This is a genomic window from Pseudomonas sp. 2957 (genome assembly GCF_031456345.1).
Classification (GTDB): Bacteria; Pseudomonadota; Gammaproteobacteria; order Pseudomonadales; family Pseudomonadaceae; genus Aquipseudomonas; species Aquipseudomonas siliginis.
This window is the reverse complement of record NZ_JAVDUL010000001.1, coordinates 469,434-485,438: the sequence shown is the minus strand read 5'-3', so window position 1 is coordinate 485,438 and position 16,005 is coordinate 469,434. Positions and strand designations below refer to the sequence as shown.

Here is a 16,005-nt window from a genome sequence, read left to right as displayed (position 1 = left end):
TCGCTTTGAATCGTCAAGCCACACTCTTGAAGGAACAATGGCATGAAACGTCGTTACAGCTGGCCGCTCTGGACCCTGGCGGGTGTCGTGGTGCTGCTGGTCGCCCTGCATTTCGCCCTGCCCTATCTGGTACGCGACTACCTCAATGACAAGCTCGCGGACATGGGCGATTACCGTGGACAGATCACCGATGTCGATCTCGCGCTATGGCGCGGCGCCTACAAAATCAACGGCCTGAAGATCGTCAAGGTCGATGGCAAGGTCCCGGTGCCGTTCGTCGATGCGCCGTTGATCGATCTGTCGGTGAGCTGGCATTCGTTGTGGTACGACCATGCCGTGGTCGCGCAGGTGCAATTCCTCAATCCCGAAATCAACTTCGTCGACGGTGGCCCCAACAAGCAGAACTCGCAAACCGGTCAGGGCACCGACTGGCGTGAACAATTGGGCAAGCTGCTGCCGATCACCCTCGATGAAGTGCAGATCAACGACGGCCGTATCACCTTCCGCAACTTCAATTCCAAGCCGCCGGTGAACATGAACGCCAGCAACGTCAACGCCAGCATCTACAACCTGACCAATGTGGTCGACAAGGAAGGCAAACGCGACGCCCGCTTTGAAGGCAAGGCCTTGCTGCTGGGCCACGCGCCATTGGAAACCACCGCCACCTTCGATCCGCTGAGCAACTTCGAAGACTTTGAATTCCGTCTGCGCGCTCGCGACATCGAGCTCAAACGCATGAACGACTTCGCCGCCGCCTACGGCAAGTTCGACTTCAACGCCGGCCACGGCGACGTGGTTATCGAAGCGAAGGCAGAGAAAGCCCGACTCACCGGCTACATCAAACCCCTGCTGCGCGACGTCGACGTATTCAACTGGCAGCAGGACGTCGAAAACAAGAACAAAGGCCTGTTCCGCTCAATCTGGGAAGCGCTGGTCGGCGGCACCGAGACCGTGCTGAAAAACCAGAACAAAAACCAGTTCGCCACTCGCGTCGAACTCAGCGGCAATGTTCACCAGCAGAACGTCAACGCCTTCGAAGCGTTTTTGCAGATTTTGCGCAATGGCTTCATCCAGGCATTCAATGCGCGATATGAGCGGCCGAAGCCGGATGAGGGTTAATTTTTGCGGTTGACGACATATCGACCTGTGTCTTCGGCCGCTATCGATGAACGCTGTTGCAGCGAATCCCAGCCCAGGCAGGCCAAGGCCAAAGAACGTGGCACTGCTTCACGCCCATTGCTGTAACGGCTGATGCTGCGAGCGCTCACACCGAGCGCTTCGGCCGCATCATTGAGAGAAAGTCCGGTACGGGCGCGCCAATCGATAAAAATGCGCGTGTTCTCATCCTGGGCATTTTGCGCTAGCGCATCCATATACAAGGTGTCTGCACCGATCTGTACGTCGGGTTCAACCCATTCAACGATCCAACCCTCGTCCCCGACTACGGCAGTCGCAAAGACTTCGCGATCAAGCAGTGGCCGCAGACCTGGATAAGTATGAATATCCATCCCCAAACCAACTGTCAGTTCCTGACCATTGATAAATGTCAGCGCCAACCTGAAATCCGACAGGACGTGCGCAGATCGCAGACGCGGCCGTTTCATGGGTAACATCGTTTCCACTCCTTCAGTAGTTGCGCCTGATGTGCGCCCACCCAAGCCAACGCTTCTTTGACGATCAGCGGCGGGGCCTTACCCATCATGACTTCGATCGTTTCCAGGCTGAGTATCACGTCAACGCCGCCACCGGTCAGGTGGACATGGGGCGGTGGGTGATCTTTCTCACGCAGTTGTATGCGGTATTTATCGCGAAATCGGTATTTAGTAGACATGGATCACAAGCTATCGCCAAATCGGCGATACCGAAATACTGGCCATCCGCCGAGACTGAGTCAACATGTGACGCTCCATTCAGAGACTGAATAAGCCGTCTGCGTTCACAGTCGACCGGCGTGCGCGTTATAGTCGGGCATCCGATTATTCGCCCCGCCCTGCCCGCAAGGTCAGCGTTACCGTTCGAGGATTTGCAGATGAAGTTCGAAGGCACCCAGGCCTACGTCGCCACCGATGACCTGAAGCTGGCGGTCAACGCCGCCATCACCCTGGAACGGCCGCTGCTGGTCAAGGGTGAGCCGGGCACCGGCAAGACCATGCTCGCCGAGCAACTGGCCGAGTCGTTCGGGGCCAAGCTGATCACCTGGCACATCAAGTCCACCACCAAGGCCCATCAGGGTCTGTACGAGTACGACGCGGTCAGCCGTTTGCGCGACTCGCAGCTGGGCAATGAAAAAGTCCACGACGTGCGCAACTACTTGAAGAAAGGCAAGCTCTGGGAAGCCTTCGAGTCCGAAGAGCGGGTGATTCTGCTGATCGACGAAATCGACAAGGCCGACATCGAGTTCCCCAACGACCTGTTGCAAGAACTCGACAAGATGGAGTTCTACGTTTACGAGATCGACGAGACCATCAAGGCCAAGAAGCGCCCGATCATCATCATTACTTCCAACAACGAGAAAGAGCTGCCGGACGCCTTCCTGCGCCGCTGCTTCTTCCACTACATCGCTTTCCCCGACCGCACTACCCTGCAGAAAATCGTCGACGTGCACTACCCGGACATCAAAAAGGACCTGGTCAGCGAAGCGCTCGACGTGTTCTTCGACGTGCGCAAGGTACCGGGCCTGAAGAAAAAGCCTTCGACGTCCGAGCTGGTCGACTGGCTGAAACTGCTGATGGCCGACAACATCGGCGAAGCGGTGCTGCGCGAGCGCGATCCGACCAAGGCCATTCCGCCGCTGGCAGGCGCGCTGGTGAAGAACGAACAGGACGTGCAACTGCTTGAGCGCCTGGCGTTCATGAGCCGGCGCGGCACCCGCTAAGAGGCTGCTGCCATGTTGCTCAACCTGTTCAACGAAATGCGTGCAGCCAAGGTACCGGTGTCGGTACGCGAGCTGCTCGACCTGATCAACGCGCTGAAACAGCGCGTGACCTTCGCCGACATCGACGAGTTCTATTATTTGTCGCGGGCGATTCTGGTGAAGGACGAGCGCCATTTCGACAAGTTCGACCGCGCGTTCGGTGCCTACTTCAATGGCCTGGAGAAACTCGACGATCACTTGCAGGCGCTGATTCCCGAAGACTGGCTGCGCAAGGAATTCGAGCGTTCGCTGAGCGACGAAGAACGCGCGCAGATCCAGTCCCTTGGCGGGCTGGACAAGCTCATCGAGGAATTCAAGAAGCGTCTGGAAGAACAGAAGGAACGTCACGCCGGCGGCAACAAATGGATCGGCACCGGCGGCACCAGCCCGTTCGGTTCCGGCGGTTTCAACCCGGAAGGCATCCGCGTTGGCGATGCCGGCAAGCGTCAGGGCAAAGCGGTCAAGGTCTGGGATCAGCGCGAGTACAAGAACCTCGACGATTCGGTGGAACTGGGCACGCGCAACATCAAGGTCGCCCTGCGTCGTCTGCGCAAGTTCGCCCGTCAGGGTGCGGCGGAAGAACTCGACATTGACGGCACCATCGACCACACCGCCAAGGACGCCGGCCTGCTGAATATCCAGATGCGCCCGGAACGGCGCAACACGGTGAAGCTGTTGCTGTTGTTCGACATCGGCGGTTCGATGGACGCGCACGTAAAGATCTGCGAGGAATTGTTCTCGGCCTGCAAGACCGAGTTCAAGCATCTTGAGTATTTCTACTTCCACAACTTCATTTATGAATCAGTGTGGAAGAACAACATGCGCCGCACTTCCGAACGCACCTCGACCCAGGATCTGCTGCATAAATACGGCGCCGACTACAAAGTGATCTTTATCGGTGACGCCGCCATGGCGCCTTATGAAATCACCCAGGCCGGTGGCAGCGTCGAGCACTGGAACGAAGAGCCGGGTTACGTGTGGATGCAGCGCTTCATGGAAAAATACAAGAAGCTCATCTGGATCAACCCGTATCCGAAGGAGACCTGGGGCTATACCTCGTCGACCAACATCGTCCGCGATCTGATCGAGGATCAGATGTATCCGCTGACGCTGCGCGGGCTTGAAGAAGGGATGCGGTTTCTTTCCAAATAATCGTTAACTCGACGAACGCCTTCGCGAGCAGGCTCGCTCCCACATTGGAATGCTTTTACCTGTGGGAGCGAGCCTGCTCGCGAAGCTTTTAGCGATCTTTGAAGCGCTGCAAATACTCGACATGCTCGCGGTGCGCGACGTCCTGCACTACCGGCCTCAATCTCACCTTCGCTCCCGGCAGGCATTGCGCCAATCGTGCCAACGCCAGCGGCGTCAACGCGCCCAGGCGCGGGTATCCGCCAATGGTCTGGCGATCGTTGAGCAACACGATCGGTTGGCCATCGGGCGGCACCTGCACCGCGCCCAACGGAATCCCCTCGGAGATCATCGGCGCGCCCTGATATTGCAACGCCGAGCCGAGCAGGCGGATGCCCATGCGGTCGGCGCGACTGTCGATGGTCCAGGCGCTGTTGAAGACATCGAACAGGCTCTGCCCGCTGAACTGGCCGATCTGTGCGCCGAGCACCAAATCCAAAGGCGCGTGCATTTTGAAATCCGGCCGCAGCGCCGAAGGCATTTCCCGTACTGCCAACGCTTCGCCGCTGTAACCGAGCACCGCCCCTTTGGCGAGCGGAAGGCCCATGCCATCAAGCCCGCCCAATTCTTCGCGCACCACCGTGGCACTGCTGCCCAGTACCTTGGGCGCAGTAAACCCAAAGGGCGCGGCCAGATACGCCCGGGCGCCGAGCAAAGGCTGCGTGAACCGCAATGTCTGGCCTTTCGCCAATTTGAAACTGCGCCACGGCGCCAGCGGCTGGCCGTCGATCTGCGCGCCGAGATCCGCTCCCGCCAGCGCCAGCAGGCAATCCTCTTCAGCCACAACAGCAAACCCGCCGAGGGTGATTTCAACCACTGCTGCATCCAGCTCATTGCCGAGCAGCCAATTGGCCCAGCTCATCGAACACCAATCCGCCGCGCCGCCCTGGGTCACGCCCAGATGCCGCACGCCAAACCGCCCGGCATCCTGCAACAGGCACAGCGGTGTGCTGGCTTCGATCGTCAATCGACTCATGCCAACGCCTCCAGTGGTGTGTCATCGCCGCCCAAGCGTATGAATTCGGCGTGATCGACGGCTTCGAAGCGCACCGTGTCGCCCGGTTGCATCAGGCTGTAGCCGTCGCGATGGCGATCAAACAGTTGCGCCGGGGTGCGCCCGATCAGGTTCCAGCCACCAGGTGAAACTACCGGATAAGCCGCCGTCTGCCGCTCAGCGATGCCCACGCTGCCGGCGGCAACTTTCTTGCGCGGCGTGCTCAAGCGCGGCGCGGCGAGCATTTCTTCGACCAGGCCCATGAAGGCAAAACCCGGCGCAAAGCCAAGGGCGAACACCTGATATTCCCGTGCGCTGTGGCGACGAATCACCTCCTTCACCGCCAGCCCGCTGCGTTCGGCCAACAGGCTCAATTCCGGGCCGACACTCAAGTCGTACCAGACCGGCAAGACGTGACACTGCCCGGCACGGCGCGCATTCGGCGCCAGATCGATCAGCGCTTCGGCGATCAAGTCACGCGCCTGAGCAGGACTCAACAGCGTCAGGTCGTAATGCACCATCAACGTCGTATAGGACGGCACCAGATCGATCAACTGTGCACCAAACGCCGTGCGCAAACGCTCGCTGGCGGCGAGCAGCCACGGCATGTTGGCTTCGGCGATTTCATCGAACAGACGCAGCATCAGGCAGTCGAGCGCCACCACTTCAATCCGTGGGTTCATGACGCACTCGACTGCTGCAAGGCTTGGCGAATGCGCTGCACCGCAGCCACGGAACTGGCGTTGTCGCCGTGTACACACAATGTATTGGCGCGCAGGATCAAGGTGCTGCCATCGCTGGCGGTGAGCGCGCCGCCATCGGCGATGGTCAGCGCTTGCTCGATGATTTTTTCGGCATCGTGATGCACGGCGCCCGGCAATTGCCGGGAGACCAGCCGGCCGGCGCTGTCGTAGGCACGGTCGGCGAACGCTTCAAACCACAGCGTTACGCCGTATTCATCGCCAATTTGCTGCGCCGCAGCGTTGTCTCGGGTCGCCATCAACATCAGCGGCAGATTGCGATCATAAGCGGCCACGGCCTGCACCACCGCACGCAATTGCGCCGGGTTGGCCATCATGTCGTTGTACATCGCGCCGTGGGGTTTGACGTAGCTCACGCGTCCGCCCTGCGCCTTGCAGATGCCGTCGAGGGCACCGATCTGGTAATGCAGGATGTCTTGCAGCTCTTGCGCGGAATACGCCATGGAGCGTCGGCCGAATCCGACCAGATCCTGATAGGCCGGGTGCGCGCCAATCTGCACGCCGTGCTCGAGCGCCAGCGCCACGGTTTTGCGCATGATGCTCGGGTCGCCGGCATGGAAACCACAGGCAACGTTGGCGCAATCGATGAAGGGCATGACTTCGGTGTCCAGACCCATGGTCCAGCTGCCGAAGCTCTCGCCAATGTCGCAATTCAATAGCAGGCGGCTCACGGTGAACACTCCTGTAGCTGCTGGTCTTTTTATCTGTAGGAGACTTCTGCGCAGGGTATCAGTTACTGCGCGTCGAGTTGCTTGCCACGGGTTTCCGGCAGGCTCAGCGCCGCCAGAATCACCACGCCATAGGACACCGCCGCGAAGGCGCCGATGCCCATGCTCAATGGCACTTTCTGGCTGAGCAGGCCGATCAACAGCGGGAACAACGCCGCCAGTGCGCGGCCGATGTTGTAGCAGAAACCCTGGCCCGAGCCGCGAATCCGCGTAGGAAACAATTCAGTCAGAAACGCGCCCATGCCGCTGAAAATCCCCGAGGCGAAGAAGCCCAGCGGAAAGCCCAGCCAGAGCATCACGCCATTGCTGACCGGCATCTGCGTGTAGAGCAGAACGATGGTGAACGAGCCGACGGCAAACAAAATGAAGTTCTTTTTCCGCCCCAGCAGGTCGGTCAGATACGCGCTGATCACATAACCGACATAGGAACCGACGATCACCATCGCCAGATAACCACCGGTGCCGAGCACGCTCAAACCGCGCTCGTTCTTGAGGAAAGTCGGCAGCCAGGAGGTGATCGCGTAGTAGCCGCCCAGCGCACCGGTGGTCAGCAAAGAAGCGCGAAACGTGGTGAAGAGCATGCCCGGTGCGAAGATCTCGTAGAACTTCGCCGGGTTTTCCGGAGTTTGCGCGGCTTTGGCTTCGCGATATATCTCCGGATCTTTCACCAGGCGACGGACAAAAATCACGAATATCGCCGGCACGATGCCAAGGATGAACAGCGCGCGCCAGGCATCTTCCGCTGGCAACACCGAAAACAGCAGCGCGTACAGAATCGCCGTCAGGCCCCAACCCAGCGCCCAGCCGGATTGCACCATGCCCACCGCTTTGCCGCGATCCTTAGCGCGAATCACTTCACCGATCAACACTGCGCCAGCGGTCCATTCACCGCCGAAACCGAAGCCCATCAGGGTGCGGGCGATCAACAATTGTTCGTAGTTTTGCGCGAAGCCGCAGAGGAAGGTGAAGAAGGCGAACCACAGCACCGTCAGTTGCAGGGTGCGCACACGGCCGATGCGGTCGGAGAGAATCCCGGCGACCCAACCGCCGATGGCCGAGGCGATCAGGGTGCTGGTGTGAATCAGTCCCGCTTCGCCCGTGGTGATGCCCCACATCGCGATCAGCGTCGGCACGACGAAGCTGAGCATCTGCGTGTCCATGCCATCCAGGCCGTAACCGATCTTGCAGCTCCAGAACGTGCGGCGCTCCTGCTGGTTGATGTTGCGATACCAGTCGAAAGGCCCGGGGCGCGCCGCAGGCTTGGATAAAGGAAGGGTGTCGGGAGCACTCATGGCAAATCTCCGCAGGGCTTTTATTGGTCTTGTTCGAAGCTCCGACGACGCCTATCGTGGGAACCGGATGCGCCGATTTTTCGTCGCCCTGCCCTGCGCCGTCCAACGAATAAAAACCCGCCTTAGGCATAAGAAAAATTTGTCACTCGAGCCTTGTCCATGAATCTGAAGTTTCTCGAGACCTTTGTCTGGGTCGCGCGTCTGAAGAGTTTTCGCCTGACCGCTGACAAGCTGTTCACCACCCAGGCATCGATTTCCAGCCGCATTGCAGTGCTCGAAGGCGAGCTGGGCGTAAAGCTGTTTTTGCGCGACTCACGCGGCGTCAGCCTGACCCCGGAAGGCCTGAAAGTGCTGGACTATGCCGAGCAGATGCTCGACACCATGGCGGCGCTGAAGCAGTCGATCGAGACCCGTTCGAGCAAGGTCGGCCGGGTGCGTATCGGCGTGATGGACACAGTGATCCATACCTGGCTGAGCCCGCTGGTGGCGCAGATGACCGATCTGTACCCACGGGTGGAAATCGAATTGGTCGCGGATACCGCGCTGAACCTCTGCGATCAACTGCAAAAAGGCTTCCTTGATCTGGTTCTGCAAACCGATCTGGTCCGTCACGAAAGCGTGCGCAGCCTCGAGCTGGCGAGCCATCCGCTGGGCTGGATTGTCGCCAGCAATTCGATCTACAACCGCGACTACGCCGACCTCGCCGAACTGGCGCAGGAGCGGATCATCACCTACTCGAAAAACTCACGACCGCATCAGGATATCGTCGCGCTGATGCAGGCCAGCGGCGTCATGGCGCCACGCTTGAATTGCGTGAACTCGGTGTCGGCGATCACCCGGTTGTTGCGCGACGGCTTCGGTATCGGCGCGCTGCCGCCGGTGCTGGTGACCGAGGAGCTGGCGCGTGGCGAATTGATCGTGCTCGACATCGAGCAGCGGCCGGCGAATCTGCCGGTGGTGGTGTCGTGGCGGGTCGGGGTTGAGTGGGTCGAAGAGATCGTGACGTTGTGTCAGCAGGTGCTAGCGGGGTATGCGCACAAGGTGGGCAAGGACTACATCGCGTTAAGTTGATCGTTCCTACGCTCCGCGTGGGAATGCAGCCCGGGACGCTCCGCGTCCCTCGAAAGCCGAACGCGGAGCGTCCGATGAGGCATTCCCACGCAGAGCGTAGGAACGATCCTTACTGCGCTGATCTCAGAGGCCACGCACGTCCCGATCTTCGATCGGCCGGCTCTGGCGCAGGCGGCGGCCGCCGAGGACGACCCAGTCGATCAGGCGGAACAGGCATTCGATGCCGAACGACAGCAGCAACGCGCCGCTCATGCCCCAGATCATCGCCTCTGGCGTCAGCAGGATCTGGTAGCTGTAGCCGTTCCAGGTTTCCTTGCGAATATCCGGATCGGCGGCCAGCACCACTTGCAGGAAGCGCACATACCACGGGCCTTGCATCGCCTGGAATTGCTTGTCCAGCGCGACCTGGCGGGTGAGCAAGGTGTTCAGGCTGTCGGCATCGCTGCGAAAAATCGGGTCTTCGCTGGCACGGTAATGTGCGACCAGCGCCTGCATATCGCCTTTGAAAAACTGATCCGCCGTGCCCTGGAAACCACGCAGACCGGTCTGCGCTTCGATCAGGTGCGCTTCGACACGCTGGGCGTAATCGTTGATGAACCCCGGCACCTGGACACCGATCAACAGGCCCGCCGCAAACAACACCAGCCGTAGATAACTGAGCAACATGGGTGCAAATCCTTATTCGGTCTTGCCCTGGCTGACGCATTCGCCGCGTCGCCACAGGCTCCATTGGCCCGGTTCGTAACGGGTCCAGGTTTCGTTTTCGGTCAAAGGCTCGGTGGCAATCACCGTGACCACGTCGTTGGGCGTGGTTTCGGCCTGGAAGTCGACGATCACATCGACATCCTTGAGCCGCGCCGGGCCGAACGGTGCGCGGCGGGTGATCTGGGCGAGTTTGGTCGAGCAGTAACAGAACAGCCAGTCACCGTCGCTGAGCAGGCAATTGAACACGCCTTTGCTGCGATATTCGGCGCACGCTGCGACCAGATCCGGCAGCAGCACTTCGATATCGACCGGCTCGGGGAAGGCTGCGCGTACCCGGTTGAGCAAATCGCAGAACGCCGCTTCGCTGTCGGTATCGCCGACCGGTCGGTAGAAACTCTTGATCGCAGTGAAGTCAGCGAGCTGGCCGTTGTGCGCGAAACACCAGTTGCGCCCCCACAGTTCGCGGACGAACGGGTGGGTGTTGGACAGGCAGACCTTGCCGACGTTGGCCTGGCGAATATGGCCGATGACCACTTCGCTCTTGATCGGATAACGCTGCACCAGGTTGGCAACTTCCGACTCGCTGCTCGCTGCCGGGTCCTGAAACAGACGCAGGCCCCGCCCTTCGTAGAAGGCAATGCCCCAGCCGTCGCGGTGCGGGCCGGTGCGTCCGCCACGCTGCATCAGGCCGGTGAAGCTGAACACGATGTCGGTCGGCACGTTGGCACTCATGCCCAGTAATTCACACATGTGCGGACTCTCGGGTTACAGACGCGGCTCGACCCGCATGCGCTGCGGATTGTTCGGTACTGGCGGGCGACCGTAGCGGTCGTCACCGGCGCCACCGAACGGTTGATCATCGTCGCGCTCTTCGGCACGGGCGGCGGCCTTGGCTGCCTCGGCGCGTTCACGCCGTGCTACCGAGGCACGCTCGATCGGCAGGCGGATCAAGACGAAAACCAGATACACCCCGAAGGCGATCATGCCGTACATGAACAGATCGGAAACCGCGCGCCAGGCGTTGTTGCCGACCTTGAACAGCATGTCCAGGGCGGTGATGGCGATGGCCGGTGCAACTTTGGCTTTCACCGGATCGACGATGGTCGGGCTGAACAGCAACACCGCCATCAGCACACGCAGCGGCTCGCGCAGCCAACGCCACATCCAGGTGGTCAGGCGCATCCATACCAGCAGGCAGCCCACGGCGGCAAAGGCGTAAAGGCCCCAGGCGATCAGATAGTCGTTCTCGGTCATGGTGTCCATGGCAAGGCAGGCAAATAGGCGCTTATAGTAACGACTTTTCGCCCATGCGGCTTGTCCCAATACCAGACGGCCAGCAGCCGCCCCTGTGGGAGCGAGCCTGCTCGCGAATACGGACTGTCAGTTGCAACAACTGCCTGACACACCGCTTTCGCGAGCAGGCTCGCTCCCACACGGGCTGCGGCGCTTTCAAGACCTGCGAAAAACCCAATTCCGAATATTGTCCGAGAGCCTTCCATGCCCCAATCCGCCAATGTCATGACTGCCCCGATTGCCCAGCGGGCGCCCGGCGCCGACCCGTATGCCTGGCTGCAGGAACGCGATACCGACGCGGTGCTCGACTACCTCAAGGCTGAAAACGCTTATCAGGAAGCGCAAACCGCCGATCAGGCCGAGCTGCGCGAAAGCCTGTTCAACGAGATCAAGGGCCGGATTCTCGAGACTGATCTGTCCCTGCCCTCGCCCTGGGGCCCCTACCTTTATTACACGCGCACCACCGCCGGTGACGAATATGCCCGGCACTACCGCTGCCCGCGCCCGGCGGACGACAGCCTGACCCTCGATGAAAGCCGCGAGCAACTGTTGCTCGACTCGAATGCGCTGGCCAACGGCGGTTTCTTCTCGCTCGGTGCTTTCAGCATCAGCCCCGATCACCAGCGCCTGGCCTACAGCGTCGATACCTCGGGCGACGAGATCTACACGCTGTTCGTCAAGGAGCTGTCCAACGACAAGGTCAGCGAACTGGAATTCGAGGACTGCGACGGCAGCATGACCTGGGCCAACGACAGCCTGACCCTGTTCTTCGGCGTGCTCGACGACACCCATCGCCCGCACAAACTGTTCCGCTATCGTCTCGATGGCACCGCCGCTGAAGAAGTCTTCCACGAGCCGGACGGTCGGTTCTTCCTGCATTGCTACCGCGCCAGCTCCGAACAGCAATTGCTGCTGTCGCTGGGCAGCAAGACCACCAGTGAAGTCTGGGCGCTGGACGCCAACCAACCGCACCTGCCGTTCAGCTGCCTGGCGCCACGGGTCGAAGATCACGAATACGACGTCGACCACGGCCTGCTCGATGGCGTCTGGACATGGTTTATCCGTACCAACCGCGACGGCATCAACTTCGCCCTGTATCAGGCCCCGGACACTGGCGTGCCGCCGAGCGAGGCCGACTGGCGGAACCTGATCCCGCACAACGAAGAAGTGATGCTCGACGGTGTCAGCCTCAACACCGAGGCGATGACTTTGAGTCTGCGCGAAGGTGGCCTGCCGATCATCGAGGTTCACCCGCAGGGCTCGGCGCCGTATCGCGTGCAATTGCCCGATGCGGCCTACAGCCTCCACGTGCAAAACAGCCTGGAATTCGAGAGCGACCGCATTCGCCTGCGCTACGAAGCGTTGAATCGCCCGGCCCAGGTGCGCCAGTTGATTCTTGCCAGCGGCGAGCAAACGGTGCTCAAGGAAACCCCGGTACTCGGCCAATTTGATGCCGACGCCTATGTCAGCCAACGCCTGTGGGCGACCGCCCCGGACGGTACGCAGGTGCCGATCAGTCTGGTGATGAAGCGCGAGATGGTCGGTAAACCGGTGCCGCTGTATCTGTACGGTTACGGCGCCTACGGTTCCAGCCTCGATCCGTGGTTTTCTCACGCGCGCCTGAGCCTGCTCGATCGCGGTATGGCCTTCGCCATCGCTCACGTACGCGGTGGTGGTGAATTGGGCGAAGCCTGGTATCGCGCCGGCAAGCAGGAACACAAACACAACACCTTCAGCGACTTCATCGCTTGCGCTGAGTTTCTGATCCTCAACGGCATCACCACGGCGGAAAAACTGGCGATCAGCGGCGGCAGCGCCGGTGGCCTGCTGATCGGCGCGGTACTCAATCAGCGCCCGGACCTGTTCGGCGTGGCGATTGCCGAAGTGCCGTTCGTCGACGTGCTCAACACCATGCTCGACCCCGATCTGCCGCTGACCGTCACCGAATACGACGAATGGGGCAACCCGGAAGAACCGGACGTCTATGATCGGATCAAGGCTTACGCACCGTACGAAAACGTCACCGCGCAAGCTTATCCGCCACTGCTGGTGATCGCCGGCTACAACGACAGCCGCGTGCAGTACTGGGAAGCGGCCAAGTGGGTAGCAAAATTGCGCGCAACCAAGACCGACGACAATGTGCTGCTGCTCAAGACCGAACTGGGCGCCGGGCATGGCGGCATGAGCGGGCGCTATCAGGGATTACGTGACGTAGCGCTCGAATATGCATTTGTGTTCAAGGTTTTGCAGATTGCCTGAGGAACTCTGTGGGTGGCTTGGGTCTTAACAGCAGACCAAAAGCCTCCACCGATTCCCTGTGTAGGAGCTGCCGAAGGCTGCGATCTTTTGATCCTGGTTTTGAACGACAAGATCAAAAGATCGCAGCCTTCGGCAGCTCCTACATGGGGACCGTGTGCTCCTTGGAAACAGTGATAACAAAAAGACCGCATCGACATGTCCGAACCGACCTTTCTGAACAACGAAATCCGCGACTGGCTGATGGACTGTGGCCTGTTCGATCAATTGCAGCTGGCCGACTTCGCGGCCGCTTCCGGCTATTTCAGCATCAGCACCGTGGCTGAAGGCGAGGCGATTTTTCGCGAGGGTGATGCCGGCAGTTTCATGTGCATCATCCACACCGGCCAGGTCGCCGTGCAGAAAACCGGCGCTGACGGCCAGGTCATCACCATGGCCACCCTGCGCAGCGGTCGGGCCTTCGGTGAAATGGCCGTGCTCGATGGCGAGCGCCGCTCGGCTACCTGCATCGCGGCGAGCAATTGTCAGTTGCTCAATCTGGGCAAGGACTCGCTGGAGAAAATGCTCAACGACGCGCCGAAAATCGCCGCGAAGATCATCCGCGCCCTCGCCGTCTCGCTGTCCAAACGCCTGCGCATGGCCGACGGCCAACTCGCCGCGCAACAGGTTTAGCCGCCGGGGGATTTGACCTTGTTGCCGTTCGGCTCGATGCCCGGCACCGGTTGATCCTTGCTCGGCGGGCTGGGCATTTCAATCGGCACCAGTGGCGGGCTGCCGCTACCGGCGCCCGACTTGGGCAGGGTGATCGGGGTGATCTGCGGATACGGCGTCGGCGTCGCGGTGCCGGGCGAGCCGGGCTGCGGCGTCGGGCTGACCGGAACGCTCTGCTGGGCCTGCACTGCAGTAATCGCGAGCGCGGCCAGGGTAATGACCGTTAGAATGGTGCGCTTCATCAAGGGCTCCGTTTGGCCTTTAGTCTGTGCTCAGGCTACTCCCAACGCGCCTGCTTGCCTTCCCCCCCTTTAGAGATTTCCATGAAACGTTTCGTTCTGCTCGACACCACCCCGATCCCTGAAAACGGCGGTGCCCTGTGCCTGTTCGAGTATGGCGAGGATTTCGTCATCAAGATCCAGGGCGGCGACGGCGGACAGTTGATGAACACGCGCATGCACGGTTCTGAAGATGCGCTGGCCGAGATCCCCTGCCGCAAGGTCGCCGGCCGGTCGAATTCGCGGGTGTTGATCGGTGGCCTGGGTATGGGTTTCACCCTCGCCTCGGCACTCAAGCACCTGGGCAAGTCCGCCGAAGTGGTGGTCGCTGAGCTGGTGCCCGGCGTAGTCGAGTGGAATCGCGGCCCGCTCGGGGAGAAGTCCGGTCGGCCATTGCTCGACCCGCGCACGGTGATCCGTCAGGAAGATGTGGCCAATGTGCTGCAAAGCGAGCCGAACGGTTTCGATGCGATCATGCTTGACGTAGACAACGGCCCCGAAGGCCTGACTCAAAAGGCCAACAGCTGGCTGTATTCCGCCGCAGGTCTGAATGCCTGCGCCAAGGCGCTGCGCCCCAAAGGTGTGCTCGCGGTATGGTCGGCCAGCGCCGACCGACAGTTTTCCGACAAATTGAAGAAGGCCGGTTTCAAAGCCGAAGAAGTCCAGGTCTTCGCCCACGGCAACAAGGGCACCCGTCACACGATCTGGATTGCCGAGAAGCTCAAGGGCTGAGCTAAACTGCGCATAACCGTCATCAGTCTTTCTGCAAAGGTGAACCCATGAGTTCGTCCACCCCCACCAACACGTCGAAGCTGGACCGCATCCTCGCCGACAACCAGCGCGACAAGGAAATGGGCTACCGCGACAAAGCCCTGAAGATGTACCCACACGTCTGCGGCCGCTGCGCCCGTGAGTTTTCCGGCAAGCGCCTGAGCGAACTGACTGTGCATCACCGTGACCACAACCACGACAACAACCCGCAGGACGGCTCGAACTGGGAGCTGTTGTGCCTGTATTGCCACGACAACGAGCACTCGCGTTACACCGATCAGCAGTATTTCGGCGACGGCTCGCTGAGCACACCGAAGATCGCCAAGGCCACGCATAACCCGTTTGCGGCCCTGGCTGGCCTGATGAAAAAAGAAGATTGAAGATCTTCATCGCCTGAGCTGGCCCTTTCGCGAGCAGGCTCGCTCCCACAGTTGAAATGCGTTCCCCTGTGGGAGCGAGCCTGCTCGCGAAGGCGGCCGGCCAGGCACCACAAATCTCGAATCTGCCCGCCCTCCCCCAATCCCCGTATAATCGCCCTCTTTTTCCCGAAGGCACCCCGCTCGTGGCAGACAAACGGTACAGCTGCATTGGTTTGTATAACCCCAAATCACCGGAGAACGTCGGTTCGGTGATGCGCGCCGCAGGCTGTTACGGCGTGGCGTCGGTGTTCTACACCGGCAAGCGTTATGAACGCGCCGCCGACTTCGTCACCGACACCAAGCGCGTGCACTACGACATCCCGTTGATCGGCATCGACGACCTGAAAAAAATCCTTCCGCTCAACTGCGTTCCCGTCGCAGTGGAGCTGGTCGAAGGCGCCCGGCCGCTGCCGGAATACACCCACCCCGACCGCGCCCTGTACATCTTCGGCCCGGAAGACGGCTCGCTGGATAAAGAGATTCGCGACTGGTGCGAAGACGTCGTGTACATCCCGACCACCGGCTGCATGAATCTCGCCGCCACGGTCAACGTCGTGCTCTACGACCGCATGGCCAAGGGCCTGAACACCCGCTCCGGGCCGAAATTCCGCTGAAGCGTCGCAC

At 60.6% G+C, this 16,005-nt stretch carries 19 protein-coding genes; 9 read left to right on the top strand and 10 right to left on the bottom strand.

Annotated elements, in window-relative coordinates:
• The first annotated feature begins 42 nt into the window (after positions 1 to 42).
• Positions 43 to 1,119 (top strand): DUF748 domain-containing protein, encoded by a 1,077-nt coding sequence (locus J2Y39_RS02255; protein ID WP_056783605.1) that lies wholly within the window; start codon positions 43 to 45, stop codon positions 1,117 to 1,119.
• Here J2Y39_RS02255 and J2Y39_RS02250 read toward each other — a convergent pair.
• Entirely contained in the window at positions 1,116 to 1,613 is a 498-nt protein-coding gene (locus J2Y39_RS02250; RefSeq protein WP_305382409.1) for a helix-turn-helix domain-containing protein, read from the bottom strand. The genes J2Y39_RS02255 and J2Y39_RS02250 overlap by 4 nt on opposite strands.
• A complete protein-coding gene (locus J2Y39_RS02245; protein ID WP_305382407.1) occupies positions 1,601 to 1,831 on the bottom strand; it encodes a DUF4160 domain-containing protein in 231 nt (76 codons plus the stop codon). Before J2Y39_RS02245 ends, J2Y39_RS02250 begins: the two co-directional genes overlap by 13 nt.
• A 198-nt stretch (positions 1,832 to 2,029) precedes the next feature.
• Between J2Y39_RS02245 and J2Y39_RS02240 the strand changes: the two genes are divergently transcribed.
• Together J2Y39_RS02240 and J2Y39_RS02235 are read left to right on the top strand one after the other, a co-directional pair.
• Positions 2,030 to 2,875 (top strand): MoxR family ATPase, encoded by an 846-nt coding sequence (locus J2Y39_RS02240; protein ID WP_007911294.1) that lies wholly within the window; start codon positions 2,030 to 2,032, stop codon positions 2,873 to 2,875.
• Between the two features lie 12 nt (positions 2,876 to 2,887).
• Positions 2,888 to 4,066: a VWA domain-containing protein gene (locus tag J2Y39_RS02235; protein ID WP_310214816.1), complete on the top strand. Its 1,179-nt coding sequence runs from the start codon at positions 2,888 to 2,890 to the stop codon at positions 4,064 to 4,066.
• A gap of 88 nt (positions 4,067 to 4,154) precedes the next feature.
• Here J2Y39_RS02235 and J2Y39_RS02230 read toward each other — a convergent pair whose 3' ends face one another.
• The 4 genes from J2Y39_RS02230 to J2Y39_RS02215 form a co-directional block, all read right to left on the bottom strand.
• The gene (locus tag J2Y39_RS02230) at positions 4,155 to 5,078 is read right to left on the bottom strand and encodes a biotin-dependent carboxyltransferase family protein (RefSeq protein WP_310214813.1); all 924 of its coding nucleotides are present in this window, start codon (positions 5,076 to 5,078) and stop codon (positions 4,155 to 4,157) included.
• Positions 5,075 to 5,779 (bottom strand): 5-oxoprolinase subunit PxpB, encoded by a 705-nt coding sequence (gene pxpB / locus J2Y39_RS02225; protein ID WP_310214810.1) that lies wholly within the window; start codon positions 5,777 to 5,779, stop codon positions 5,075 to 5,077. Before pxpB ends, J2Y39_RS02230 begins: the two co-directional genes overlap by 4 nt.
• Positions 5,776 to 6,528, bottom strand: coding sequence for a 5-oxoprolinase subunit PxpA (locus J2Y39_RS02220; RefSeq protein ID WP_310214807.1), 753 nt, complete (start codon positions 6,526 to 6,528; stop codon positions 5,776 to 5,778). The genes pxpB and J2Y39_RS02220 overlap by 4 nt, the downstream gene beginning before the upstream one ends.
• Before the next feature lie 62 nt (positions 6,529 to 6,590).
• On the bottom strand, positions 6,591 to 7,877 hold the full coding sequence (locus tag J2Y39_RS02215; protein ID WP_016771221.1) for an MFS transporter: 1,287 nt from the start codon (positions 7,875 to 7,877) through the stop codon (positions 6,591 to 6,593).
• A gap of 159 nt (positions 7,878 to 8,036) precedes the next feature.
• Here J2Y39_RS02215 and J2Y39_RS02210 point away from each other — a divergent pair, with 159 nt between their 5' ends.
• The gene (locus J2Y39_RS02210) at positions 8,037 to 8,948 is read left to right on the top strand and encodes a LysR family transcriptional regulator (protein ID WP_252885523.1); all 912 of its coding nucleotides are present in this window, start codon (positions 8,037 to 8,039) and stop codon (positions 8,946 to 8,948) included.
• Positions 8,949 to 9,071: 123 nt separating this feature from the next.
• On the opposite strand, the gene J2Y39_RS02205 is transcribed toward J2Y39_RS02210, so the two are convergent.
• The 3 genes from J2Y39_RS02205 to J2Y39_RS02195 are packed head-to-tail and all read right to left on the bottom strand — an operon-like array spanning position 9,072 to position 10,916.
• Positions 9,072 to 9,614 carry a DUF2937 family protein gene (locus J2Y39_RS02205; RefSeq protein ID WP_016771223.1) on the bottom strand — a complete coding sequence of 181 codons (543 nt, stop codon included), beginning with the start codon at positions 9,612 to 9,614 and terminating at the stop codon, positions 9,072 to 9,074.
• A 12-nt stretch (positions 9,615 to 9,626) separates the two neighbouring features.
• Positions 9,627 to 10,403 (bottom strand): class II glutamine amidotransferase, encoded by a 777-nt coding sequence (locus tag J2Y39_RS02200; RefSeq protein WP_041478844.1) that lies wholly within the window; start codon positions 10,401 to 10,403, stop codon positions 9,627 to 9,629.
• A 15-nt stretch (positions 10,404 to 10,418) separates the two neighbouring features.
• The gene (locus J2Y39_RS02195) at positions 10,419 to 10,916 is read right to left on the bottom strand and encodes a hypothetical protein (protein WP_056783588.1); all 498 of its coding nucleotides are present in this window, start codon (positions 10,914 to 10,916) and stop codon (positions 10,419 to 10,421) included.
• Between the two features lie 234 nt (positions 10,917 to 11,150).
• Here J2Y39_RS02195 and J2Y39_RS02190 point away from each other — a divergent pair, with 234 nt between their 5' ends.
• Together J2Y39_RS02190 and J2Y39_RS02185 are read left to right on the top strand one after the other, a co-directional pair.
• The gene (locus J2Y39_RS02190; RefSeq protein ID WP_310214798.1) at positions 11,151 to 13,205 is read left to right on the top strand and encodes a S9 family peptidase; all 2,055 of its coding nucleotides are present in this window, start codon (positions 11,151 to 11,153) and stop codon (positions 13,203 to 13,205) included.
• Between the two features lie 195 nt (positions 13,206 to 13,400).
• The gene (locus J2Y39_RS02185) at positions 13,401 to 13,874 is read left to right on the top strand and encodes a cyclic nucleotide-binding domain-containing protein (RefSeq protein WP_016771227.1); all 474 of its coding nucleotides are present in this window, start codon (positions 13,401 to 13,403) and stop codon (positions 13,872 to 13,874) included.
• Here the strand turns inward: J2Y39_RS02185 and J2Y39_RS02180 are convergent.
• On the bottom strand, positions 13,871 to 14,155 hold the full coding sequence (locus tag J2Y39_RS02180) for a hypothetical protein (protein WP_016771228.1): 285 nt from the start codon (positions 14,153 to 14,155) through the stop codon (positions 13,871 to 13,873). The genes J2Y39_RS02185 and J2Y39_RS02180 overlap by 4 nt on opposite strands.
• A gap of 81 nt (positions 14,156 to 14,236) precedes the next feature.
• Between J2Y39_RS02180 and J2Y39_RS02175 the strand changes: the two genes are divergently transcribed.
• From J2Y39_RS02175 to J2Y39_RS02165, 3 genes are all read left to right on the top strand, one after another.
• The gene (locus J2Y39_RS02175; RefSeq protein WP_056783581.1) at positions 14,237 to 14,923 is read left to right on the top strand and encodes a spermidine synthase; all 687 of its coding nucleotides are present in this window, start codon (positions 14,237 to 14,239) and stop codon (positions 14,921 to 14,923) included.
• 47 nt (positions 14,924 to 14,970) lie between these two features.
• Positions 14,971 to 15,342 (top strand): YajD family HNH nuclease, encoded by a 372-nt coding sequence (locus J2Y39_RS02170; protein WP_003222612.1) that lies wholly within the window; start codon positions 14,971 to 14,973, stop codon positions 15,340 to 15,342.
• Between the two features lie 182 nt (positions 15,343 to 15,524).
• A complete protein-coding gene (locus J2Y39_RS02165) occupies positions 15,525 to 15,995 on the top strand; it encodes an RNA methyltransferase (RefSeq protein ID WP_007911337.1) in 471 nt (156 codons plus the stop codon).
• Positions 15,996 to 16,005 lie beyond the last annotated feature (10 nt).